General features: G+C 69.1%; 26 protein-coding genes. 24 read left to right on the forward strand and 2 right to left on the reverse strand.

The genetic code is table 11. The annotated features are described in order from the left end of the window. Positions 1-74 precede the first annotated feature (74 nt). Positions 75-344 (reverse strand): hypothetical protein, encoded by a 270-nt coding sequence (locus ACE3O8_RS07790; RefSeq protein WP_374388472.1) that lies wholly within the window; start codon positions 342-344, stop codon positions 75-77. A gap of 129 nt (positions 345-473) precedes the next feature. On the opposite strand from ACE3O8_RS07790, the gene ACE3O8_RS07795 reads away from it, so the two are divergent. Both ACE3O8_RS07795 and dcd read left to right on the forward strand, forming a co-directional pair. Next, positions 474-959, forward strand: a complete 486-nt coding sequence (locus ACE3O8_RS07795; protein WP_374388474.1) for a UPF0262 family protein — start codon at positions 474-476, stop codon at positions 957-959. A gap of 10 nt (positions 960-969) precedes the next feature. Continuing rightward, the gene (gene dcd / locus ACE3O8_RS07800) at positions 970-1,524 is read left to right on the forward strand and encodes a dCTP deaminase (RefSeq protein ID WP_374388476.1); all 555 of its coding nucleotides are present in this window, start codon (positions 970-972) and stop codon (positions 1,522-1,524) included. 9 nt (positions 1,525-1,533) lie between these two features. On the opposite strand, the gene ACE3O8_RS07805 is transcribed toward dcd, so the two are convergent. Next, positions 1,534-2,094, reverse strand: coding sequence for a helix-turn-helix domain-containing protein (locus ACE3O8_RS07805; protein WP_374388478.1), 561 nt, complete (start codon positions 2,092-2,094; stop codon positions 1,534-1,536). 82 nt (positions 2,095-2,176) lie between these two features. Here ACE3O8_RS07805 and ACE3O8_RS07810 point away from each other — a divergent pair, with 82 nt between their 5' ends. The 22 genes from ACE3O8_RS07810 (at position 2,177) to ACE3O8_RS07915 (ending at position 20,877) form a co-directional block, all read left to right on the forward strand. After that, positions 2,177-2,698, forward strand: coding sequence for a DUF6456 domain-containing protein (locus ACE3O8_RS07810; protein WP_374388480.1), 522 nt, complete (start codon positions 2,177-2,179; stop codon positions 2,696-2,698). A gap of 80 nt (positions 2,699-2,778) precedes the next feature. Continuing rightward, positions 2,779-4,089, forward strand: a complete 1,311-nt coding sequence (locus tag ACE3O8_RS07815) for a DNA-packaging protein (RefSeq protein ID WP_374388482.1) — start codon at positions 2,779-2,781, stop codon at positions 4,087-4,089. A 15-nt stretch (positions 4,090-4,104) separates the two neighbouring features. After that, complete coding sequence (locus ACE3O8_RS07820; RefSeq protein WP_374388484.1) at positions 4,105-4,323, forward strand: hypothetical protein; 219 nt, start codon at positions 4,105-4,107, stop codon at positions 4,321-4,323. Continuing rightward, positions 4,320-5,441 carry a phage portal protein gene (locus ACE3O8_RS07825; RefSeq protein WP_374388487.1) on the forward strand — a complete coding sequence of 374 codons (1,122 nt, stop codon included), beginning with the start codon at positions 4,320-4,322 and terminating at the stop codon, positions 5,439-5,441. Before ACE3O8_RS07820 ends, ACE3O8_RS07825 begins: the two co-directional genes overlap by 4 nt. After that, entirely contained in the window at positions 5,441-5,842 is a 402-nt protein-coding gene (locus ACE3O8_RS07830) for an HK97 family phage prohead protease (protein WP_374388489.1), read from the forward strand. Before ACE3O8_RS07825 ends, ACE3O8_RS07830 begins: the two co-directional genes overlap by 1 nt. 56 nt (positions 5,843-5,898) lie before the next feature. Beyond that, a complete protein-coding gene (locus tag ACE3O8_RS07835) occupies positions 5,899-7,053 on the forward strand; it encodes a phage major capsid protein (RefSeq protein WP_374388491.1) in 1,155 nt (384 codons plus the stop codon). Between the two features lie 84 nt (positions 7,054-7,137). Further along, on the forward strand, positions 7,138-9,948 hold the full coding sequence (locus ACE3O8_RS07840; RefSeq protein WP_374388493.1) for a hypothetical protein: 2,811 nt from the start codon (positions 7,138-7,140) through the stop codon (positions 9,946-9,948). A 24-nt stretch (positions 9,949-9,972) separates the two neighbouring features. Beyond that, positions 9,973-10,341 carry a hypothetical protein gene (locus ACE3O8_RS07845; protein WP_374388495.1) on the forward strand — a complete coding sequence of 123 codons (369 nt, stop codon included), beginning with the start codon at positions 9,973-9,975 and terminating at the stop codon, positions 10,339-10,341. Positions 10,342-10,352: 11 nt separating this feature from the next. Next, entirely contained in the window at positions 10,353-10,652 is a 300-nt protein-coding gene (locus tag ACE3O8_RS07850; RefSeq protein ID WP_374388497.1) for a hypothetical protein, read from the forward strand. Further along, the gene (locus ACE3O8_RS07855) at positions 10,652-11,188 is read left to right on the forward strand and encodes a head-tail connector protein (RefSeq protein WP_374388499.1); all 537 of its coding nucleotides are present in this window, start codon (positions 10,652-10,654) and stop codon (positions 11,186-11,188) included. Before ACE3O8_RS07850 ends, ACE3O8_RS07855 begins: the two co-directional genes overlap by 1 nt. A 9-nt stretch (positions 11,189-11,197) precedes the next feature. Further along, on the forward strand, positions 11,198-11,530 hold the full coding sequence (locus ACE3O8_RS07860) for a head-tail adaptor protein (RefSeq protein ID WP_374388501.1): 333 nt from the start codon (positions 11,198-11,200) through the stop codon (positions 11,528-11,530). Between the two features lie 26 nt (positions 11,531-11,556). Continuing rightward, positions 11,557-11,955, forward strand: a complete 399-nt coding sequence (locus tag ACE3O8_RS07865) for a DUF3168 domain-containing protein (RefSeq protein ID WP_374388503.1) — start codon at positions 11,557-11,559, stop codon at positions 11,953-11,955. 1 nt (position 11,956) lies between these two features. Further along, positions 11,957-12,364, forward strand: a complete 408-nt coding sequence (locus ACE3O8_RS07870) for a phage tail tube protein (protein ID WP_374388505.1) — start codon at positions 11,957-11,959, stop codon at positions 12,362-12,364. Next, positions 12,361-12,681 carry a GTA-gp10 family protein gene (locus ACE3O8_RS07875; protein WP_374388507.1) on the forward strand — a complete coding sequence of 107 codons (321 nt, stop codon included), beginning with the start codon at positions 12,361-12,363 and terminating at the stop codon, positions 12,679-12,681. The genes ACE3O8_RS07870 and ACE3O8_RS07875 overlap by 4 nt, the downstream gene beginning before the upstream one ends. Further along, positions 12,678-12,878, forward strand: coding sequence for a phage tail assembly chaperone (locus ACE3O8_RS07880; RefSeq protein ID WP_374388509.1), 201 nt, complete (start codon positions 12,678-12,680; stop codon positions 12,876-12,878). Before ACE3O8_RS07875 ends, ACE3O8_RS07880 begins: the two co-directional genes overlap by 4 nt. Beyond that, on the forward strand, positions 12,868-13,407 hold the full coding sequence (locus ACE3O8_RS07885) for a tail tape measure protein (protein ID WP_374388512.1): 540 nt from the start codon (positions 12,868-12,870) through the stop codon (positions 13,405-13,407). The genes ACE3O8_RS07880 and ACE3O8_RS07885 overlap by 11 nt, the downstream gene beginning before the upstream one ends. Then, positions 13,400-15,748, forward strand: coding sequence for a TIGR02217 family protein (locus tag ACE3O8_RS07890; RefSeq protein ID WP_374388514.1), 2,349 nt, complete (start codon positions 13,400-13,402; stop codon positions 15,746-15,748). The genes ACE3O8_RS07885 and ACE3O8_RS07890 overlap by 8 nt, the downstream gene beginning before the upstream one ends. Next, the gene (locus tag ACE3O8_RS07895) at positions 15,745-16,581 is read left to right on the forward strand and encodes a DUF2163 domain-containing protein (RefSeq protein ID WP_374388516.1); all 837 of its coding nucleotides are present in this window, start codon (positions 15,745-15,747) and stop codon (positions 16,579-16,581) included. Before ACE3O8_RS07890 ends, ACE3O8_RS07895 begins: the two co-directional genes overlap by 4 nt. Next, positions 16,568-16,993, forward strand: a complete 426-nt coding sequence (locus ACE3O8_RS07900) for a peptidoglycan endopeptidase (protein WP_374388518.1) — start codon at positions 16,568-16,570, stop codon at positions 16,991-16,993. The genes ACE3O8_RS07895 and ACE3O8_RS07900 overlap by 14 nt, the downstream gene beginning before the upstream one ends. Further along, positions 16,993-19,101, forward strand: a complete 2,109-nt coding sequence (locus ACE3O8_RS07905; RefSeq protein WP_374388520.1) for a phage tail protein — start codon at positions 16,993-16,995, stop codon at positions 19,099-19,101. The genes ACE3O8_RS07900 and ACE3O8_RS07905 overlap by 1 nt, the downstream gene beginning before the upstream one ends. A 15-nt stretch (positions 19,102-19,116) precedes the next feature. Continuing rightward, the gene (locus tag ACE3O8_RS07910; protein WP_374388521.1) at positions 19,117-19,581 is read left to right on the forward strand and encodes a DUF2793 domain-containing protein; all 465 of its coding nucleotides are present in this window, start codon (positions 19,117-19,119) and stop codon (positions 19,579-19,581) included. Between the two features lie 153 nt (positions 19,582-19,734). Continuing rightward, entirely contained in the window at positions 19,735-20,877 is a 1,143-nt protein-coding gene (locus ACE3O8_RS07915) for an OmpA family protein (protein ID WP_374388523.1), read from the forward strand. The last annotated feature ends 275 nt before the right edge of the window (positions 20,878-21,152 follow it).

Here is a 21,152-nt window from a genome sequence, read left to right on the forward strand (position 1 = left end):
CGGGCGGGGCGGACGCAAGGACGGCGGATGAGGGGAGGCGCCGCGCCGTCGGGACGGCGCGGCGGTTCAGCGGGTCATTGCGGGGACGGCTGGGCGGCGCGCTGTTGCATCATCTTCTGCATGGCGGCGCGGCCTTCCTCTCGGGTGACCTTGCCGTCCTTGTCGGTGTCCATCATCGCGAAACCTTCCGGGCGGCGGCCGGCGGCGTCCCATTCGGCCTTGCTGATGGCGCCATCCTTGTTGGTGTCGGTCGCGTCGAAGAAGCGGCCGGGTTGCGGCTGCTGGGCTAGGGCGGGGGCGGCGGCGAGGGCGACTGCGAGTGTGAGCGCAAGGTGACGGGGCATCGGTTTCTCCTTGGATGATTTTTCCTGTTTACGCGGAGTGTGGCGCAATTCCCACGCGGAAGGTTGAGGCAGATGGGCGCGGGGCCTGGATTGCTTGCCATTGGGCGCGCGGGCTTTAGGGTTCGCGGAATGGCGGACGCTGGCGGAGATCATCGCATCGTGGCGGTCGAGCTGGATGAACGCACCGTTCTCTGGCGCAATGCGGACGTGGAGCAGGAACGGCGGGTCGCCATCTTCGACCTGCTGGAAGGCAACATGTTCAGGCCGCTGGAGATCGACGGGCATGGCCCCTGGCGGCTGCTGCTGCGCGTGGAGGACGGGCGGCTGGCGATGGACGTGACGCAGGCGGATGGCGGCGCCGAGGGAAACATCCTGCTGGGCCTGGCACCGTTCCGCCGGGTGGTGCGGGAATATTTCGCGATCTGCGACAGTTACTACAAGGCGATCCGCAATGCGGCGCCCAGCGCGATCGAGACGATCGACATGGCGCGGCGGGGAATCCACAATTCTGCGGCTGAACTGCTGATGGAGCGGCTTGACGGCAAGGTGGAAACCGACTTCGACACGGCGCGCAGGCTGTTCACGCTGATCTGCGTGCTTCACATCAGACAATGAGAGGTGACCCATGGGCGTGATGCCCGATAGCTGGATCCGCGAACGGGCCCTGCGCGACGGCATGATCGAGCCGTTCGTGGAGGCGCAGAAGCGCGGCGGCTGCATATCCTATGGGCTGTCGAGCTATGGCTATGACGCGCGCGTTTCCGACGAGTTCAAGATCTTCACCAATGTGGACAGCGCAGTGGTGGATCCGAAGGAGTTTTCGGATGCGAGCTTCGTGGACCGCAAGACGGATGTGTGCGTGATCCCGCCGAACAGCTTCGCGCTGGCGCGGACCGTCGAATATTTCCGGGTGCCGCGCGACGTGCTGGTGATCTGTCTGGGCAAGAGCACCTATGCGCGGTGCGGGATCATCGTGAACGTGACCCCTCTGGAGCCGGAGTGGGAGGGGCATGTGACGTTGGAATTTTCCAACACCACGCCGCTGCCGGCGAAGATCTATGCCCATGAAGGGGCGTGTCAGTTCCTGTTCCTGAAGGGCGAAGGCGTCTGCGAGACGAGCTATGCCGACCGGGCGGGCAAATATATGGGGCAGCGGGGCGTGACGCTGCCGAAGCTGTAGGCGGCGTGATCAGAAGCGGCGGATGAGGGCCTGGACCCGGCCCACCCAGGGGGCGTCGGCCACGACCGTCTGCCGGGCGCCGGGGCGGGCCGGGAGGATCTGCAGGCGGTTGCCTTCGGTGGCGACGAGGCGGCCGAAGACGAACCGCCCGACCGAACGGGGGATCAGCACATCGGTGTTGACGGCTTCGGAGAAGCGATCCGGCGGAAGCTGTTCGAGCCAGAGCTGATCGCCGGCGCGGTAATCGCCCTGCGAATCGCGGATGACGAGGCCGATCGTGCCCGCGAGCGGCGTGGGGGCATGCAGGTTCAGCTGTTCGGCGAGCGGTTGCGCGCCATCTGCGGTGAGCTGGGCGGCCACCGCGATCGTTGTGTCGCCTTCCTGTGCGATCAGCTCGCGCGGTTCGATCTGGAGGGCGGCGGCGAGCTTCTCGATCCAGGGAACGGTGAGCTGGCGGGTGCCGGTTTCGAGCCGGCCGATAGTGACGGCAGTGGTGGGCGGCGTGCACAGCGCGGCGACTTCGGCCAGCGTGAGGCCGCGCGATTTGCGGATTTCCCTGAGGCGGCTCATCATTTCACATGCTCCGGTAAGTTGCTGTCCTACAGGTTAACCAATATGGCAATTCATTGGCTCTGTCGAGAGGAGAGCTGCCATGGTGGATGCAATTGACTATCCGAATCGGGTGATCGGGCGGCGGGTGCTTGCGCCTTCGGACGCGGTGGACCGGCGTGTGGTGGCCGTGAACCTGGCCGAATCGCCCGTGGGGTGGCTGGCTCGGCGCGGGCTGCTGACGGCGGTGCAGGTGGCGGCGGCGGAGCGATTGCGGGCGGATCATGGCCGGGCCGGGCTGGGTGCGCGGGTGACGATGCGCTGGGACGCGGCCCCGGGTGGGCGGGGAGAGGGGTGGCGCGACGGGGCGCATGGACAATCGCTGGCGGCGATCGATGCCAGGCGGCGGTTCGATGCCGCGCTGGCGGCCGTGGGGCCGGGGCTTTCCGACATCCTTTGGCGGGTGGCCTGCGAGGGCGAGGGGCTGGCCGAGGCGGAAAAGGGCATGGGCTGGCCGGTGCGGGCGGGGAAGCTGGTTCTGGGGCTGGCGCTTGATCGGCTGGCGCTGCATTATGAAAACCAATATGGTAAAATACATATTGACAATCGTGACGATGTGGATTAGGGGTTTGGGCATGCTCCGGAATTGCGGCTGAGAGCCGGCGGTTCCGGGGGGTGAGTATCGGGGCGAAAGGCGGGCGTTGGATGCGCGAACTTTCGCTGATGGAGCGCTATGCCCGACTTCCTGCCGGCAAGCGGGCGGCGTTGCTGGGCGAGATGGATGCGGCCCGGCGTCTGCGGCTGATGCGCCACTGGCGGTGGACGGCGCGGCCGGCGCAGCTGGCGCCGCCCGGCGACTGGACCCTGTGGCTGATCCTGGCGGGGCGCGGCTTTGGCAAGACGCGGGCCGGTGCGGAATGGGTGGCGGCGATGGCGCGGAGCCATCCGGGCGCGCGCATCGCGCTGGTGGGGCAGACCGCGCGCGACGGGCTGGCGGTGATGATCGAAGGGGAGTCCGGCCTGCTGGCGGCGGGCCCCGAGCGGTTCCGGCCGCAGTGGAAGGCGAGCCGCCGGACACTGCTGTGGCCGAACGGAGCGCAGGCGACGTTGTTCTCGGCAGTGGAGCCGGACCAGTTACGGGGGCCGCAGTTTCATTTCGCCTGGTGCGACGAGCTTGCGGCCTGGCCGAACGCGCGGGCCAGCTGGGACATGTTGAAGATGGGCCTTCGGCTGGGACGGATGCCGCGCGTGGTGGCGACGACGACGCCTAGACCGGTGCCGTTGCTGAGAGCGCTGATGCAGGCGCCGGGAACAGTGATGACGCGGGGGACAACATTCGACAACCGGGCGCATCTGCCGCCCCGGTTCCTGGCGGAGGTGGCGCAGGGCTATGGCGGGACGGCGCTGGGGCGGCAGGAACTGATGGGCGAGTTGCTGGAGGCGCGCGAAGGGGCGCTGTGGACGCCCGACGGGTTGGACCGATGCCGGGAGGCGGAGGCCCCGCCGCTGATCCGGGTGGTGGTGGGCGTGGACCCGCCGGCGGGCCCCGGCGGATGCGGAATCGTGGTGGCCGGCTTGGACAAACGGGGAATTGCGCATGTGGTGGCCGACGCCAGCGTTTCGGCCACGACGCCGGACGGCTGGGCGGCGGCCGTGGCGGCGGCCTTCCACCGCCACCGTGTCGACCGGGTGGTGGTGGAAGTGAACAATGGCGGCGCGATGGTGGAGACCACGCTTCGGGCAGCCTTCGGCGGACTGCCGCTGAAGCAGGTGCGGGCGAGCCGGGGCAAGGCCGCACGGGCCGAGCCGGTGTCTGCGCTGTATGCCGCCGGCCGGGTGAAGCATGTGGGCGCATTCGCAGCGCTGGAGGACGAGATGTGCGGGCTGATCCAGGGCGGCGGCTATGTCGGGCCCGGGACCTCGCCCGATCGGGCCGATGCGCTGGTGTGGGCGCTGACGGAGCTGATGCTGGAGCGGCCGGCCGCCGGGCCTGCGCTGAGGATGCTGCTGGACTGACGGGAGACAAGCGACATGCAACCCTTCTGGACGCGGGCGCCATGGGCCTCCGCGATGACATGGGCGCGCCTGCGCCTGACGGAAAGCTCGACCTGGGTGGGCTTTGCGACGATTGCGGTGGTTCTGGGATCCGACCCGATGCAGGCGCATGGGCTGGCGCAGGCCATTTCGCTGATCATCGGCGGCGGGCTGGTGACGGTGGGGCCGCAGGCCGGGCCGGAGGATGAGCGATGAACTGGGCCCGCAAGATCATGGGACGGGGCGACACGAAATCGGCGCTGGCCCCGCGCCCCTGGCTGCTGGCGGAGCCTGCCGCCGGGGAGCCGCCAGCAGGCTATGCGGGGCAGGTGCGCGCGGCGCTGGGGAACCCGGTGGCGCTGCGCGCCGTGCGGCTGGTTGCGGAAGGGCTTTCGAGCGTGAAGCTGTCTGCCCGGGGCGAGCCGCATCCCGCTGCCGCGCTGATGCCGCCCGCGCTGCTGGAGCAGGTGGCGACGCATCTGCTGCTGCATGGCAACGCCTTTGTGGAAACGGGGCTGGATGCGGGCGGACGCGCGGCAACGCTGTGGGCGTTGCGGCCTGAACGGATGCAGCTGGAGGTGGACGGCCGCGGCTGGCCCGCCAACTGGCTGTACCGTGCCGGCGGGCATGTGCAGCGCTTCGCGGTTTCGGGCGATGCCTCGCAGCCGGGGTTGCTGCATCTGCGGGCGTTCGATCCGCTGGACGATCATCTGGGGGTCGGCTGCGCCGGAGCCGCCGGCGAGGGCATCGCCCTGTTGCAGGCCGCGGGGCGGTGGAACCGGTCCCTGCTTGCGAATGCGGCCCGGCCTTCGGGGGCGCTGGTGCTGGACGGCGAGGAAGGCCCGCTTTCGGCCGAGCAGTTCGCGCGGCTGCGTGACGAGATCGAGGCCGGGTTTCAAGGCGCGCGCAACGCCGGGCGGCCCATGCTGCTGGAAGGCGGGCTGAAATGGCAGCCGCTGGCGCTGACGCCTGCCGAGATGGATTTCCAGAAGGCAAGGGAAGCGGCCGCGCGGGACGTGGCGCTGGCCTTCGGCGTGCCGCCCATGCTGCTGGGTCTGCCCGGCGATTCGACGCACGCCAACTATGCCGAGGCCAATGTGGCGCTGTGGCGCCTGACCATCCTGCCGTTGCTGAACCGGATCCTGGACGGGGTGTCGCGCCATCTTTCGGCCTGGTGGCCGGGGCTGGAGCTGGAGCCGGACCTGGACCTGGTGCCGGCGCTGTGGGCCGACCGCGAACGGCTGTGGCGGCATGTGGGGGCGGCCACCTTCCTGGACGAGGACGAAAAGCGCGAGATGCTGGGCTGGGCGCCGCGCGGGGGAGGATCTGGCTGATGCAGGAGCTGGTTCCGATCAGCGGCTATGTGAGCCGCTTCGATTCCGCCGACCGGGGCGGCGACATCGTGCGGCGCGCCGCCTTTCTGGGGGCGCGGGCGGATGTGCCGCTGCTGTGGCAGCATGATCCGGCGCGCCCGATCGGCCGGGTGCTGAGCCTGACCGAGGACCGGATCGGGCTGAAGATGGTGGCGGGCGTGAGCGCCCGTTGCCGGGATGGCGAAGATGCGCTGGCGCTGCTGCGCAGCGGCGCGGTCGACGGATTGTCCTTTGGATATCGTGTGACCTCTGCCCGGCCGAGGCCCGGCGGTGGGCGCGAGCTTCTGAAGCTGGAACTGATCGAATGTTCGGTGGTGACGCTGCCGATGCATGGGGAGGCGCGCATCTCGGCCGTGGGCTGAGGCGACCTGCAACTGGAGGAGCCCGATGGACGGGTTCCGGAGTGGAGACAAGCAGCATGGGGTATGAAACCAAGGCTGCCGCGGTGGTGACCGCGGCGGATGCGCCGGCGCATGCAGGCGTGACGGCGAACGCGGAGCTGCGCGGCGAGATCGATGCGCTGCGGCTGGAACTGAAGCAGGATCTGGACGGGCTTTCGCGGCGGCTGGTTTCCGCGCCGCCGGCGATGGCGCCGGGGGCGGGCGGACGTTCGACGGCGTTCGGCGACGCCTATCTGCGCAAGGGGCTGGATGCGGGCTCCGAGAGCAAGCGGCTGTCGGTGGGCACGGGCAGCGAGGGCGGGCTGGCGGTGCCGCTGGAGATCGACCAGCGCATCGAGACGGTGCTGAAGCAGATCTCGCCCATCCGGGCGCTGGCCGACGTGGTGAAGATCGGCTCTGCCAACTATCGCAAGCTGGTCGCTTCGGGCGGATTTGCCTCTGGCTGGGTGGCCGAGACTGCGGCGCGGGCCGAGACGACCACGCCGACCTTTGCCGAGGTGACGGCGCCGATGGGCGAGCTGTATGCCAATCCGGCCGCGACGCAGGCGATGCTGGACGATGCGCAGTTCGATGTGGAAGCCTGGCTGGCGCGCGAAGTGGCGGTGGAGTTTGCGCGGGCCGAGGGCGTCGCCTTCGTGTCCGGCACGGGGACTTCGCAGCCGAAGGGCTTCCTGACCTATCCGGTGGCGACGGCGGGGGACGCCAGCCGGCCGTTCGGCACGCTGCAATATGTGCCGTCGGGCGCGGCGGGGGCCTTTGCGGCGAGCAATCCGCAGGACCGGCTGATCGACCTGGTGCATTCGCTGCGGGCGCCCTACCGGCAGGGCGCGGTGTGGGTGATGAACTCCAACAGCATCTCGACCGTGCGGAAGTTCAAGGATTCGACCGGCGATTTCATCTGGAAGCCGGGCCTTGCCGAGGGCCAGTCATCGACGCTGCTGGGCTATCCCGTGGTGGAGGTGGATGCGATGCCCGATATCGGGGCGAACAGCCTTTCGATCGGCTTCGGCCAGTTCCGCAGCGCCTATGTGATTGCGGACCGGGGCGAGACGGGGGTGCTTCGCGACCCCTATTCCAACAAGCCGTTCGTGCATTTCTATTCCACGCGACGCGTGGGCGGGGCGCTGGTGAACAGCGAGGCGCTGAAGCTGATGCGCTTTTCCGCGACCTGACGCGCTGTCGACGCATGACCGTTCCGGGGGCGCCGCCCCCGGAACCCTGCCCCTTCTATTTTCCCGATCGGGACGGAGCCGGCGATGACGATAGTCTCGACTGCTGTGGAGGCGAATGGCTGGGTGCTGGCGGTGACCGGCACCTGGCCGGCCACCGGCGGCGCCTGGGAGTTTGGCGGCGCGGACCGGCCGAACGGGCGCTTCCTGCTGAACGGCATCGACCAGTTTCCGCTGGACGCAGACGGTGCGCCCAAGGTGGAGTTGCTGGTGGATACGCCGGGCTTTGACCGGGTGGGCGGGGCGGCGCAGGCCAATGCGGCGCGGCGGCGGACCGTGGTGGCGACAAAAGCGCTGCGCCGGCCGCACGGCGCGGCGCTGGAGCTGGACGAGCGGGACAATGGCGACGGGACGCGGACGGTGCGGCTGGCGCTTTCGGATCGGGTGCATGCCACTGCGGCCGTGAGCGAAGCGCGGTTCGCGGCCGGCTGGAAGGCCGGGCATCCGGGCGGCGCGGTGACGCCGGTTGCTAACCTGAGCAGCCGGCAGCCGGTGCCGCCCATCTCGCGCTGGGCGGTGCCGCCCTATACGATCGTGGGCGGGTCGGCCGAGGCGCCCGCGCATCTGGCGCAGGTGGATGTGCTGATCGCTTCGCATCATCCGGAGCATTGGGGCAGCGAGCGCAACCAGGCCTGTGCGGCGCTGAAGCTGACGGCGACGGACGGTGTGCTGAGCCGGGATTTCTGGTTCGTGGCCCCGCAGACATCGCCGCTGCATGGTGACGGCCTGCGCTGCTGGGGCGGCGCGATCGACCTTTCCGGGATGAACTCCGGCATGATCACCATCCACCGCACCGTCTATCCCTGGCTGGGGGCGGCGCGATCCACCGGGAGCGGGCACAGCACGAGCCTGACCGGTTCGCTTTCGAGCGCCCATGATACGCCGTTGCAGCTGCTGTATGACCCAGACGGAGCGCGATACCTGGCGCGCCGCCGCTTTGTGTTCGTGGATGCGACGAGCCCGCTGACGGCGACGTCGCAATCCGGCAGTGTGGCGCTGCACGGCAGCATCGACGCGGCGCGGGCCGCGGCGACGGGAACGAAGCCGGCCAGCATTGCGGTGGCGTTGCAGGCGTTCCGGACGCTTCTGGACGCCAATGCAGGGCTGAACCTGGCGCAGGCGAACGGGGTTTCGCAGGGCGGGACGCGGGCGGCGGATTATTGGGAGATCCTGCTGACCGACAACCAGGTGCACGCGACCGGGCCTGCGGTGACGGGATCGGGCGCCAGCATCAATGCGCGCGAGGGGCTGGTGATCGTGCGGTCGGACCCTGAGGCGCCGAACCCGCGGGCGACCACCATCCTGAGGAGTGGAAGCGCAGCCGGCGGGTTCCTGCAGTGTACGCGCTGGTGGTGGCGCGGGTTCCGGCTGGAGCTGGGGCAGGCCACGCTGACGTCGGGCAGCGGCTCTGTCCTGCTGCTGGACCGGATGACGGTGACGGGGAAGGCCGGCTACGAGAGTTCGACCAACCAGTTCTTCAGTTCGGGCGGGGAAACGCGCTTTGTGCTGGAAGGGGACATGTTCGCCTATGGCAGCCAGCCGGGCGGGCAGCTGGTGCGCAACAGCCGCTATACGCGGACGATCGGCGGTTCGACGCTGGTGAACTGCCGGATCGGGCGGGAGGCGGGCACAAATCGCGGGGTGCAGGCCTTTGCCCTGCCGAATGACACGCCGGACGTGATGCTGTGGAATTGCCGGGCGTTCGAGTGGAGCGGGCCGATCTTCAGCGCGCTTTCGGGCAGCGGGAGCCATGGCAACCCGGCCACGCTGCGCCGCATCGCCGTTGTGAACACGCTGCTGGAAGGCGCGGCCGGCGAGGCGGCGCTGCAGATCGGGGAATATTTCCACACCCAGATGCAGGACTGCATCTGGGAAGGATCGACCCTGATGGGGAGCCGCTACAATTGGCACAACGAGACGCCGATGCCGTTCCTGGCGAGTGGCGCGACGGTGACGGCCGGGGTTGTCGGGCACGGGTTGACGGCCGGTGCGGCGGTGACGGTTGGCGGGCTTTCACCCGCGGCGTTCAACGGCAGCTTCACCGTGGCAAGTGTGCCGGACGCCAACCGATTCACCTATGTGGCGGCGAGCGCGCCGGGGGCGCTTGCGGCCTATGCGGGCGGGACGGTGACGCGCGCGGGGGATGGGGCGGTGTTCGCGGTGGAGCGGCCATCCCTGGACCATGGCGGCAATTGCGTGCGGAACATGGTGTTCGACCGCAATGCGACGAAGCAGGACCAGTGGGTTGGCGACGGCACGCAGACGGGCGGCTGGGAGCTGCTGTACGGCGTGGGGCAGAGCTGTGTGTTCCGCGCAAACCGGGGCGTGAACAGCCCGCAGGACTGGCAATATGCCTGGGCGGGCGTCAGGTCCGAGACGGACACCGCCTATGGCGTGCAGACGAACCCGGCCGCCTATACGGATTATTACGGGCTGGTCGACGATGCGACCAACAGCGGGAGCGGCGGCTGGGGCGGGGATTACCGGCCGAGCGGCGCGAAGGCGAGCCGGCTGATCGGCAAGGCGGCGCTGGCCTGCATCGACCGGGACATCGACGGACAACCAAGGGCAGCGCAATTTTCCGCCGGGGCGTTCGAGGCGGATTCCGTGCCGGTTGCGGCGGAGACACTTGCGCCGGTTTCGGGGGGCATCGGCCAGGCGGCAGAGCCTTCGCAACTATGGTGGTTCGGGGACCTTGCCCCGGCGGGGGCGTTGCATGCGCAGGCGGCGGCGGGAGGTGCCCTCGCGGGCATCGGGCCGGGAGCCGCGCCGGGTGCCGCCCTTCGCACCTTGGCCGTGGAACAGGAGGACCGGGTGCTTTCGGCCCCGGGCGATTGAGGCGCATATTTCGGGAGACAAGGCATGGGCAAATGGGTTGCGGGCGACGTTCTGGATGCGGCGCTTCAGACCCTCGCGCCGGCCGCCGCGATGATTGCGATGGCGGGGCAGCCCGTTGATTTCGCGGCGGCGATGAGCGGCCGGCTGGCCGAGGCGGCCATGGCGCCGCCGGACTTCAGCCTGGGCGCCGGGGCAGGTGACGGCCGCCGGATCGGCGTTGCGACGAAGAGCGGCGTTGCGGTGACCGCAGACGGGGTGGCCGACCATATCGCGCTGGTCGATACGGGGGGCGAACGGCTGCTGTATGTGACAACCTGCCCGCCCCGTCCGCTTGCCGCCGGGGGCAGCGTTAGCTTCGACGCCTGGCATGTCGAGATCGGGGCGCCGGCTTGAGCGCAGCTTTGATGGATGCGGCAGGGGAAACGGGCATGTTCCTGAAGGATGGGGACGCCACGCTGGATTACCGGGTGGACTGGTCGGCGGCGCTGGCGGGCGGGGTGACGATCGTGGCGAGCGAATGGGCTGTTTCGCCGCTGGAGGCCGGGGGGGTTTCGGTGGTGGACGACGGCGTGGACGGCGCTGCCGCCCGGGCGAGGCTGGGCGGCGGGGCGGCGGGCCATGTCTATCTGGTGCGGAACCGGGTGCAGTTTTCGGACGGTTGCACGGATGAGCGCAGCCTGACGCTGCGGGTGGAGGGGCGCTGATGCCGATGATCGATCGGGCGCCGCCGGCGGCCGCGCTGGCGGAACTGAAAGCCTATCTGCGGATCGAAAGCAGCCATGAGGATGCCCTGCTGGCGGGGCTGCTGCGCGCGGCGACGGAGACGGTGGAGGCGATGCTTGGCCTGCTGCTGTTCGAGCGCGAGGTGGATGAGCCTGGCGTGGTGGGCAGCGGCGGGATGCGCCTGGCGGCGGAGCCGGCGCGAAGCCTGGTGTCTGTCGAGACGGTGGGGGCAGGCGGCGAGCTGGCGGCCGTGGCAGATGGAACCGTGCGGCTTCGGACCGGGGCGCATGGGGAGGGGCGGATAGAGGCGCCGGACCTGCCCGACGGCGCATCGATTCGGGTTCGATACCGGGCGGGCATGGCGGCGGACTGGAACTGGGTGCCGGAGGTGTTGCGGCTTTCGGTGATCCGGGCGGCGGCGCACTTCCATGCCCATCGCGATGCGCCGGACGAACCGGGCGTGCCGCCTGCCGTGCGGCGGATGCTGGCCCCCTGGCGCGCGCGCCGGATCCGGTAGGAGCGGAGCATGGCGGAGATGGCCGGGCGGCTTTCGGAGCGGGTGCGCTTTGAAGGCAGGGATGAGGTGCGCGGGACGGCGGGTGAAACCGGCGGCAGCTGGCGGACGCGGTTCGAATGCTGGGCGCGCGTGGAGCCGGTTTCGCGCTTTGAAGCGCTGACGCCGCGCGCCGACACGCGGCAGACCGCGCGCCGGTGGCGGATCCTGATGCGCGATGGTGTGCGGCCGACGCTGGAGATGCGTATCCGCTGGAAGGGCGCACTGCTGCTGCCGACCGCGATCGAGCCGGATCCCCGACTGCCCGGTTGGATCCTGCTTTGGGCGGAGGACTGGGCCGACTGACGGCCGGGATCGGTTGGGGAAACGACATGAGGGCAAGCCTGGAATTGCAGCGGCTGGTGGCGGCCGCGCTGATGGCTGACGCGCATGTGCAGGCGCGGGGCATCCCGACGTTCGACGGGCCGCCCGCCAATGCGCGGCCGCCCTATCTTTCGATCGGGGGCGACACGGTGACAGCGAAGCGCTGGCAGGGCGGCGGCGGGACGGACCACCGGTTCGTGGTGAGCCTGTGGGACAATCGGGAAAGCCTGGCGACGGCGAAGGAGATCCTTTCGGACGTGGAGCGGGCGGTGCTGGCGATGCCGCCTGCGGGCGGCGGCCTGCGGCTGATCGGTTTGCGGCTGGTGCGGGGGAGCGTGCGGCGGACGTCGCGCAACTGGCTGCTGGGGCAGCTGGAGTTCCGGACTCTTGCAGTGATGGAGAACTGAGATGGCGATCGAGAATGGGGCGGCGTTCCTGCTGAAGGTGAGCGACGGCGGAACACCCGAGATGTTCCGCACGGTGGCGGGGCTGCGGACCACGCAGATGAGCCTTTCGGCCGAGCCGGTGGTGGTGACGCACAAGGGGTCCGGCGGATGGCGCGAGCTGTTGCCGGCGGGTGGCATCCGTGCCGTTTCGCTGAGCGGCGCCGGCGTGTTCACCGGATCGGCGGCGGAAACCCAGCTGAAGACGCAGCTGCTGTCGGGCGGGCTGGACCGGTTCGAGGTGAGCTTCGAGGGCGGCGAACGGTTTCGCGGCCGCTTTCAGGTGACGCGGCTGGACTATGCCGGGGATTTCAACGGGGAGCGCAGTTATACCGTTTCGCTGGAGAGTTCCGGACAGGTCGACGCCTTGTGACGGAGGCGGTGGCGAACCCCCTGCGCGGGGAAGTGGCGTTGCCCCTTAGGGGCGGGGCGCGGCTGCTGCGGCCGACGTTCGGCGCCCTGGTGGCGGCTGAATCCGAGGCGGGCAGCCTGTTCCAGCTGCTGGATCGGGCGGCTGCCGGAGACGTGCGCATGGCCGATATCGGGGCGGTTTTCTGGCACTGCCTGGGCGACCGGACCGATGGCGAAACGCGCGAGACGTTCGAGGCCGCGCTTCTGGCCGATGGGCTGGGGCGGCTGCTGCCCGTTTATCGCGCCGTGCTGGCCGCTGCATTCCGGGGCGGCGGATGAACCGGTTTTCGGATGTGGCGGTGCGGGCGGCGCAGGTGGCGACCGGCGTGTTGGGCTGGAGCCCGGACCAGTTCTGGCAGGCGACGGCGACCGAACTGGCGCAGGCCCTTGAGGGCCGCGCGGGGCCTCTGCCGACGGCCCCGCTGGGGCGGAGCGAACTGGAGCGACTGGAGCGGGGAGTGGTCGATGCGGGATGATCTTGAGGCGCTTGCGCTGCAGGTGCGAGCCGATTCCGATGCCTTTGCGCAGGATGTGGCGGAGATGCGCGGCGTTCTGAGGGATGGGCTGGGGCAGGAAGCGGACGGCGTGGGGCGCGCCATCGAGCAATCGTTGCGGCGGGCGGCGCGCAGCGGTCGGCTGGAGTTCGAGGACCTGGGGCGGGCGGCTGCCAGGGCGCTTGGAGAAATCGCGGGCGCGGCGCTGAAGCTGGACGGTGGCGGGCTTGCGGGCCTTACGGCCGGCGCCGCCGGACTGCTGGGCCTGCCGGGGCGGGCGACGGGCGGGCCGGTGGCGCCGGGCCGGGCCTATGTGGTGGGCGAGCGGGGCCCCGAGTTGTTCGTGCCGACTTCGAGCGGGCGCATCGAGACTGGCGCGCCGGCCGGGCGGCAGGTGCGGCTGACGGTGAACATGAGTGGCGACAGCCGCGCCGGGCGCCCGTTCATGGCCCCGGCGGCCCGACAGGTGGCGCGCGAGATCCGGCGTGTGCTGGAGCGGATCGATGGCTGAGGTTCCGCCCTGGCTGGCGGGGAAGGAAGACCAGGTCCGGACCGGGTGGGTGAAGCGCTTCCGGCCGGAATTCTGGACCGTGGATTTCCCCCGGCCGATGATGGCCGCAGTTACGGCGCCTGCACCGGGGGTGCTGCGGCTGGACCTGGATTTCCTGACGCACGGAGATCTTGCCGGCCTGATCTGGGACAGCGAGGATCGCTGGTCGCACCCGTTGCTCGCCTATGCGACGGACCGGGACTATCGCGGGTGCCGCCTGCGCTTTCGCTGGGTTTCCGGGCCCGGTGTGATGCCGCTGGACGCGCTGAACGGGCCGGTGCTGACGCTGGAGGGGCGCGACGCCGACGGGGCTGCACGGACCTGGTATGTCCGCCTGTGGAATTATGCCGACGGCACCCCGACGGACGCGTTGATCGAGCTGGATTTCGACGCACTGAGGGCCGGGTTCGGGCCGGATGGCGATGCGGTGCATGCCGGCGACATCGACCGGATGTTCGTGTCGGTTGTGCCGGAGGCGTTTGACGGGTCGGCCGCGGCGCTGGCCGTGCCGGTGGCGGGCTGGGTGGAACTGCGCGACCTTGGTGCCGACGGGTTGCGGAGCATGCTGCGCGTCGGGGATGCATTTCTGCCGCCGCACGGACTGCGCATGGCATCGGGCTATGACGACAGCTATCACCAGCCGCCCGAGCGGCTGGTGATGCAATGGGAGGCGCTGGGATACCGGCGGCTCGTGAACCACTATGTGGGGATGAGCCATTTTGCGGCGCTGACCCATGTTGGCGGCGGACGGTTCGAGGTGGCGGGCGGGCTGTGTTCGGCGGCGACCGCCTGGCACCGACGCCTTATCGATGTTGCGGCGGCGCATGGCTTTGAGCTGATCCTTTCGCTGTCGTTCGAACTGTTCGATGCGCATGCGCCGGGCGGCTGGGCGCAACGGGATGCGGACGGGGAACGGGCGCTGACGGGCTGGTTTCCGCCTTCGACGCTTCTGTCGCCCTGCAATGGGGCTGCAATGGACTGGCTGCAGGGCATCGCACGTGACCTTGCGGGGCTGGCGGCGGACGGCGATCGGGTGGTTTCCTTCCAGATCGGGGAACCCTGGTGGTGGATCGGGCCATCCGGCCGGCCGTGCTTCCATGATGCGGCGACCGTTGCGCGATGGCAGGCCGAGACGGGTGGTGCGCCGCCCGTGATGCAGGATGTGCTGGGCGACCGGTCCGCCGCCGAGCGGGCGTGGCTCGACTGGCTTGGAGCCCGCCTTGCCGAGGCGACTTTTGCCGTGAGGGATGCTGCTGCCGGTGTTTCGGTGGCGGGCTTCCGGTCGCATCTGCTGTTCTATGCGCCGCAGGTGCTCGACGGTGCGGCCCCCGACCTGGCGCGGGCGAACATGCCTGGAGCCTGGGCGAGCCCGGCCTGGGACCGGCTGCAGCTGGAGGACTATGATTTCGTCACCGGCGGCAACGAGTTCGGGATGGCCCGGGCCGCGGAGGCCGTGACGGCGCGGCTGGGTTATGGCGTTGACCGGCAACAGTATCTTGCGGGATTCGTTCTTCAGCCGTCGGACGCATCAGAACTTTGGCCAAAGATCGCCGCGGCCGTGCGGGCGGCGCAGGCACGGGGCGTTCCGGAACGTTTCGTCTGGGCCTGGCCGCAGGTTGCCCGCGACGGATTCACTTGGGTTGAACTGGGGCCATCGGCCGTGGAGGGGGGCAGCGTGGACGAATTTCATGACGTGGCGTTTCCGCTGGACGTCGGGTTTGACGCGGTGGGAGGCCCGGCCTTTTCCACCCAGGTGGCGATCCTTTCATCCGGCCATGAGCAGCGCAATGCGATGTGGCAGGGCGCGCGCCTGTCCTATGATGCGGGGCTCGGGGTTCGATCCGAGGCTGATCTGGCGTTGCTGATCGCCTTTTTCCGGGCGCGCCGGGGACGCGCCGCCGGCTTTCGCTTCCGCGACCCGATGGACTGGACGAGCGGGCCATTCGGAGCGGACATCAGCGCGGCCGACCAGATGATCGGGATCGGCGACGGGACGACGCTGAGCTTCCGGCTGGAGAAGCGCTATGGAGACGGGCCGGACGCGCAGGGCCGGCTGATCACCCGTCCGCAGGCCGGAACGGTGAGGGTTTCCGTGGGCGGCGCCGAGCATTTGACGGGATGGGTCCTGGAGGATCGCGGACTCGTGCGTTTCGAGACTCCGCCGCCGGCCGGGGCCGAGATCCGGGCGGGCTTTGCCTTTGATGTGCCGGTGCGATTCGATGTCGATCAGTTGCAGGTATCACTGAGCGGCGTGCGGGCCGGGGAGGCGCAATCCGTGCCCCTGGTCGAGGTGTTCGAATGAGTGCGCCCGAGGCCTGGCTTGGGCGACCGCTGACCTCCATCGCGCTGTGCTGGAAGCTGATCCGGGCCGACGGCGTGGCGATGGGGTTCACGAGCCATGACCATGATCTGCGGATTGGGGATCTGCTTTGCCGGGCCCGGCCGGGGATGGTGCCGTCTGCCCTGCGCCAGTCGGCCGGGCTGGAGCCGGATGCGATGGATATCGAGGGCGTGCTGGATGATGCCTCGATCCGGGGCTTTGATCTGGAGGCCGGACGTTGGGCTGATGCACGGGTGACGTTGCTCGCCTGTGACTGGACGGATGCGGCGGCGGAGCCGCTGGTGCTGCTGCGGGGGACGCTGGGGCAGGTGAGCCACGCCGGTTCGGGAGGCAGGGGCCAGTTTCAGGTGGAACTGCGGAGCGGGGCGCATGCGATCGACGAGGTGTCGATGCCCGCGATTTCGCCGACGTGCAGGGCGACCCTGGGGGATGGCCGCTGCGCTGTGGACATGGCCGGGCGCGTCGCGCGCGCTTCGGTGGCGTGGGGGGGCGGCGCGGAGATCGGGCTGGATGCGCCGCTGGAAGGGCCGGACCGATTTTCCGGTGGAAGGGTTCGGATACTGGACGGCAGGCTTGCGGGACTGGACATGCGGATCGAGGAGGCCCGCGAGACCTTGCTGTTGCTGGACGATCGGCTGGCGGCCGAGCTTGAGCCCGGCATCCGGATCGAACTGCGCGAAGGGTGCGACAAGCGGTTCGCCACCTGCCGGGACCGGTTCGCCAACTGCGCGGCGTTCGACGGAGAGCCGCATGTGCCGGGCGTGGACGCGCTGATCCGCTATGCCGATCCCTGATGCGCACCCGCGGGCCGGGGAGATCGTGGCGCGCGCGCGCGGCCTGATCGGCGTTTCGTTCCGGCCGCAGGGGCGCGATGCAAGCGGCCTCGACTGCCTGGGCCTGGTGCTGCTGGCGGCGGAGGCTGGCGGCGTGCGCCCGGATGTGGCGGCGCAGCCTTTGCGTGGGCGCACGTTGCAGGGCGCCGGAGATCTGCTGCGGGCGGCCGGGTGCCAGGAACTGGATATCGGCCGGTCCGCTGCCGGGGATTTGCTGATCATGTCGCCGGGGACGCGGCAGGTTCATCTGGGGATCCGAACGGACCTGGGTGTGGTGGAGGCGTGCGCGCGCCTTCGGCGGGTTGTCGAGCGGGCCGTGATCGACGCCGGGACCTGGCGATCGGCCTGGCGGCTTCCGGAAGGAGAGGCATGATGGCGTCGGTGTTGTTGTCGACGGTCGGGCAGGCAGTGGGCGGCCCGTTCGGTGCCGGAATCGGGGCGGCGCTGGGGGCAGGCCTGGACGTGGCCCGCATGTCGCGTGCCGGGGGCGCCGATGATCTGTATCGGCAGCAGTCCGCCTATGGCGAAATCGTGCCGCGGCTGTTCGGGACCATGCGGACTGCCGGACAGCTGATCTGGGCGCTGCCGCCGCAGGCGGGAGGTGGCCGGAAGGGGGACGGACGGCGGGAAGCGGAGGCAAGCTTTGCGATTGCGTTGTCGCGCGGGCCGGTGCTGGAGGTGCGACGGATCTGGGCTGACGGACGGGAGATCCGGTCTGCCGCAGGCGAATGCGCGTTCGGGTTCGAGATGCGCTTGCACAGCACGCCCGTGCGCGAGCCAGACCCGCTGATTGCGGCTGCGGAAGGTGCGGGAGGTGTACCCGCCTATCGTGGGTGGAGCCATGTTGTGCTGGAAGGGTTTCCGCTGGGGCCGTTCGGAAACCGCATTCCCAGCCTGAGCTTCGAACTGGTTGCGGATGAGACTGATGCCGATGCCTGGGCGGGGCTGCTGGCGGCCGAGGCGGGGTTTCGGGCGGGTTCGGTGCCTTATGTGCCGGGCGTGACGGGATTTGTCGCGCATGGGATGCCCCCATCGGACGACATTGATCGGGCCGTGCGCCTTTGTGGCGGCACGATCGGCCTTGTGGACGGGCAGTTGGCGGTTGGAGACGGCACAGTTCATGCGGTTCCGACGGATGCCGTGCTGCTGGATCCGGATGCGGATTCCGTGGGCGGCCGCATCGTGCGCGACAGACGGCCGGGTGGGCTGAGCCTGGGCTATATCGACCCGGACAGGGATTATCTGCGCGGGCTTCAGCGCCGGGATCGGAGCGGTGGCGGGCGGACAATCGAATTGAGCTGGCCGATCGCGGCATCGGCGGGCGTGGCAGCCTCGTTGTGCCACAGGTTTCTGGGCCGGGAGGAAGCCGCGCGCGAACGCCTGAGCCTGGCGCTGCCCCACCGGTGGCTGCATCTTTCGGTTGGCGACCGGTTGACCTTTGCGGGGTGTGACTGGCGGATCATCGAAAAGGAGATCCGCGAACTGGCGGTGAACCTGGGCGCCGAGCGCGTCGAGCGGGCGATCACTGGGGGCGTTCGCGAATCCGAAGCTGGCCGGAGTCTTTCCTTGCCCCTGATCTCGGCTGGCCCGACGAGGCTGGTGGCATTCGAGCCGCCCGTTCCGCTTGGAGCATCGGGTGCGACGGTTGCGATCATGGGAGGGGGCGGCGCCGGATGGCGGGGTGCCGAGCTGTCGGTTCTGGATGCCGGCGTGCAGCACCCGGTCGGTCGTTTGCCGGTCGGACCCGGTGTGGGCGAGTTGCGGGCCCCCTTGCCGCCAGGCCCCGATACGATCTGGGACGAACGGAATGTGATTCTGCTGACGTTTGATGGCGAAGACGGGCTGCTGGGCCGTGATCATTCGGGGGTCCTGGGTGGCGGCGGATTGCTGCTGGTGGGAAATGAACTGGTGCAGGCGAGGAATGTCGAGCGGATCGGCGGCGGGGTGGTTCGCCTTTCGGGATTGCTGCGGAACCGATTCGGCACGCGCGGCGCTGCTGCCGGCTGGCCGGCTGGGACGGCTGTTGCGGAAGTCTCGGTGCCCGATCTGGTGCAGATGCCGGTGGCGGGGGATGCGCCCGGTGGGGAGATACTTCTGCTTGCGCAGGGCCGGGGCGATCCGCCGGGGGGCACCGAGCATGTGCATGTGATCGAGGGGGTCGGTTTGGCCCCTCTTGCGCCGGCGCATCTGGCAGTCGAGCGGGTTTTGGACGGTTCCGTGAAATTCAGCTGGATCGGGCGCAGCCGGAGCACCTGGAGCTGGGCGGAGGGCGGCGGGGAGCCCGGGCAGGGCTATATCTGGCGATGCCGCGAGGACGGTGGTGCGGCGGTTGACCGGCGGCTGACGACAGAGGGGCTTTTCCTGACGCCGACCGAACAGGTTTCGACGTTTGGCGGCTTGCTGGCGGGCGGCGAGTTTCAGGTCGAGGCCGTCGGCGACGGACCGGGCTGGGTTCGATGCTCTCCCTGGATGCGGTTCTGATGCGGGAGGAAATTGATGGTGGAACGAACGGCGCGACTTGGCCTGCCGTTGCTGGTGGCTGGGCAGGGGCAGAAGGATGTGACGCACAACGAGGCCCTGTTGGCGCTCGACGCGCTGCTGGCGCCTGTGGTGGAGGCGGCCTGGCAGGCGGCGCCGCCCGCTGACCCGGCTGCTGGCCACACCTGGCTGATACCTTCGAACGCGGAGGGCGAATGGGCCGGCAAGGACGGGCAATTGGCATCTTGGACGGCTGGGGGGTGGCGGTATCTGAACTTGCCTGAGGGCGCTGTGCTGTTCGACCGGATGGAAGGCCGGACGATGCGCCGATCCGTGGCCGGATGGGAAGCGGACCGCTGGACGGGCGAGGTTGCACCTGCGGTTTCTCCGCCGTCAGGCGGAAGCGTCATCGACGTGGAAGCGCGGGATGCAATCGGCGGATTGATCGCCAGGCTGAGGGATGCGGGCCTTGTGGGGAGTTGACTGTTTTGCGCTCCCCACGTGATCCTTCATCGGCATTGCGCGGTTCATGTGGCTCTCGCAACACAGTTTTCGTCTGTCTCCCCCTTGCTAACGCACCATGGCCTCGTTTAGATGGCCCGGCCTTAGTGCGTCATTACGTAGAAGGGGATAGTCATGGGGAAGTTCGCCGTAGCGGTCGCGCTGGCGACCACGGTGCTGGCAGGGGCCGCGCAAGCGCGCGATAACTCCTGGTATATTGGGCTCGATGCCGGCGGTTTCATCGCCGAGACGAAGAGCTGGGATGTTGAATCGCCGGCCGGCGTTGCCGTTTCGGGCGGTCTTCGCAACAAGTTCGAGCCGGGCTGGGAAGTCGGCGGCGTGCTTGGCTATGATTTCGGCGCCTTCCGCACCGAATTCGAAGTCGCGTACAAGAACGCGAACCTTGATGCCGTCACTGCGGCGGGTGGTCTGCCCCCGATGCGCGTGATCAACGGCAAGACCGGTGTTCCCGGCGGTGGTCGCTACGATAGCGCCGACGGCAATGCCCAGATCCTGTCGTTCATGCTGAACGGCATGTTCGATTTCGGCGCTGAAGAAGGTTCGCCCTTCGGTGGCTTCATCGGCGGTGGCGTCGGCGTGAGCCGCTTCAAGGCGCACATCTGGCAGTGGGAAAAGTACGGCGCTGCCTTCGCTGATGACAGCGACACGGGCTTCTCCTGGCAGGCGCTCGCAGGCGTTCGCTATGCGCTTTCCGAAAAGGTGGACCTGTCGCTGAAGTACCGTTTCTTCAACATGAACGGTGTCGATCTGCAGGATGCGGTCGGGAACGATCTGTCGGGCAACTGGCGCAGCCACAGCCTGCTGCTGGGAGTGAGCTTCAACCTGTTTGAGGCCGCTCCGCCGCCTCCGCCTCCGCCTCCGCCTCCGCCTCCGCCGCCTCCGCCGCCTCCGCCGCCTCCGCCGGCGCCGGTTGTGCCTGGTCCGTTCCTGGTCTTCTTCGACTGGGATAAGTATGACATCACGCCGGAAGCTGCTGCGATCCTCGATCGTGCTGCGGAAGCCTATGTCCAGACGGGTCAGTCTTCGGTGGTGATCGACGGTCACACCGATACCTCGGGTCCGGCTGCCTACAACCAGGCTCTGTCGGAGCGTCGGGCGAATGCTGTGAAGGCCTACATGGCCGGCAAGGGTATTCCGGATGCGCAGATGACGACGCGTGGCTTCGGTTTCAACCGTCTGCTGGTCGACACGCCGCTGGGCGTGCGCGAGCCGCAGAACCGGCGCGCCGAAATCATCTTCGGTCAGCCGACCAACTGATGATTATCGGGCGAGGGTTCAGCCCTCGCCCGATGTTCGGAACAATGCGGCTCCGCACAAGAGTGCGGGGCCGTTTTGTTGTTTCGGGCCGAGTGAAATCGGCTGTGTTGGCGCCTGCCGCCGCCAAGAAATGACAGATGCCCTCGGATCTATCCTGTGATCAGGAACCGGAATCGGGCTGATCGGATGAGAGTTCTATTCCGAACCATCCTGCTGCGCGGCTGAACTGCGGGCGGAGCGTTTACCACAGGGTGAATCAGCGCCAGGACGGTTCT

Origin of the sequence: Sandaracinobacter sp. (assembly GCF_041909755.1) — a bacterium.
Lineage (GTDB): Bacteria > Pseudomonadota > Alphaproteobacteria > Sphingomonadales > Sphingomonadaceae > Sandaracinobacteroides.

What these genes read in the sequence shown, in the direction of transcription:
- ACE3O8_RS07790 (WP_374388472.1), bottom strand. Translation starts at nt 344, where the DNA reads ATGCCCCGTCACCTTGCGCTCACACTCGCAGTCGCCCTCGCCGCCGCC.
- ACE3O8_RS07795 (WP_374388474.1), top strand. Translation starts at nt 474, where the DNA reads ATGGCGGACGCTGGCGGAGATCATCGCATCGTGGCGGTCGAGCTGGAT.
- dcd (WP_374388476.1), top strand. Translation starts at nt 970, where the DNA reads ATGGGCGTGATGCCCGATAGCTGGATCCGCGAACGGGCCCTGCGCGAC.
- ACE3O8_RS07805 (WP_374388478.1), bottom strand. Translation starts at nt 2,094, where the DNA reads ATGAGCCGCCTCAGGGAAATCCGCAAATCGCGCGGCCTCACGCTGGCC.
- ACE3O8_RS07810 (WP_374388480.1), top strand. Translation starts at nt 2,177, where the DNA reads ATGGTGGATGCAATTGACTATCCGAATCGGGTGATCGGGCGGCGGGTG.
- ACE3O8_RS07815 (WP_374388482.1), top strand. Translation starts at nt 2,779, where the DNA reads ATGCGCGAACTTTCGCTGATGGAGCGCTATGCCCGACTTCCTGCCGGC.
- ACE3O8_RS07820 (WP_374388484.1), top strand. Translation starts at nt 4,105, where the DNA reads ATGCAACCCTTCTGGACGCGGGCGCCATGGGCCTCCGCGATGACATGG.
- ACE3O8_RS07825 (WP_374388487.1), top strand. Translation starts at nt 4,320, where the DNA reads ATGAACTGGGCCCGCAAGATCATGGGACGGGGCGACACGAAATCGGCG.
- ACE3O8_RS07830 (WP_374388489.1), top strand. Translation starts at nt 5,441, where the DNA reads ATGCAGGAGCTGGTTCCGATCAGCGGCTATGTGAGCCGCTTCGATTCC.
- ACE3O8_RS07835 (WP_374388491.1), top strand. Translation starts at nt 5,899, where the DNA reads ATGGGGTATGAAACCAAGGCTGCCGCGGTGGTGACCGCGGCGGATGCG.
- ACE3O8_RS07840 (WP_374388493.1), top strand. Translation starts at nt 7,138, where the DNA reads ATGACGATAGTCTCGACTGCTGTGGAGGCGAATGGCTGGGTGCTGGCG.
- ACE3O8_RS07845 (WP_374388495.1), top strand. Translation starts at nt 9,973, where the DNA reads ATGGGCAAATGGGTTGCGGGCGACGTTCTGGATGCGGCGCTTCAGACC.
- ACE3O8_RS07850 (WP_374388497.1), top strand. Translation starts at nt 10,353, where the DNA reads ATGGATGCGGCAGGGGAAACGGGCATGTTCCTGAAGGATGGGGACGCC.
- ACE3O8_RS07855 (WP_374388499.1), top strand. Translation starts at nt 10,652, where the DNA reads ATGCCGATGATCGATCGGGCGCCGCCGGCGGCCGCGCTGGCGGAACTG.
- ACE3O8_RS07860 (WP_374388501.1), top strand. Translation starts at nt 11,198, where the DNA reads ATGGCGGAGATGGCCGGGCGGCTTTCGGAGCGGGTGCGCTTTGAAGGC.
- ACE3O8_RS07865 (WP_374388503.1), top strand. Translation starts at nt 11,557, where the DNA reads ATGAGGGCAAGCCTGGAATTGCAGCGGCTGGTGGCGGCCGCGCTGATG.
- ACE3O8_RS07870 (WP_374388505.1), top strand. Translation starts at nt 11,957, where the DNA reads ATGGCGATCGAGAATGGGGCGGCGTTCCTGCTGAAGGTGAGCGACGGC.
- ACE3O8_RS07880 (WP_374388509.1), top strand. Translation starts at nt 12,678, where the DNA reads ATGAACCGGTTTTCGGATGTGGCGGTGCGGGCGGCGCAGGTGGCGACC.
- ACE3O8_RS07885 (WP_374388512.1), top strand. Translation starts at nt 12,868, where the DNA reads ATGCGGGATGATCTTGAGGCGCTTGCGCTGCAGGTGCGAGCCGATTCC.
- ACE3O8_RS07890 (WP_374388514.1), top strand. Translation starts at nt 13,400, where the DNA reads ATGGCTGAGGTTCCGCCCTGGCTGGCGGGGAAGGAAGACCAGGTCCGG.
- ACE3O8_RS07895 (WP_374388516.1), top strand. Translation starts at nt 15,745, where the DNA reads ATGAGTGCGCCCGAGGCCTGGCTTGGGCGACCGCTGACCTCCATCGCG.
- ACE3O8_RS07900 (WP_374388518.1), top strand. Translation starts at nt 16,568, where the DNA reads ATGCCGATCCCTGATGCGCACCCGCGGGCCGGGGAGATCGTGGCGCGC.
- ACE3O8_RS07905 (WP_374388520.1), top strand. Translation starts at nt 16,993, where the DNA reads ATGGCGTCGGTGTTGTTGTCGACGGTCGGGCAGGCAGTGGGCGGCCCG.
- ACE3O8_RS07910 (WP_374388521.1), top strand. Translation starts at nt 19,117, where the DNA reads ATGGTGGAACGAACGGCGCGACTTGGCCTGCCGTTGCTGGTGGCTGGG.
- ACE3O8_RS07915 (WP_374388523.1), top strand. Translation starts at nt 19,735, where the DNA reads ATGGGGAAGTTCGCCGTAGCGGTCGCGCTGGCGACCACGGTGCTGGCA.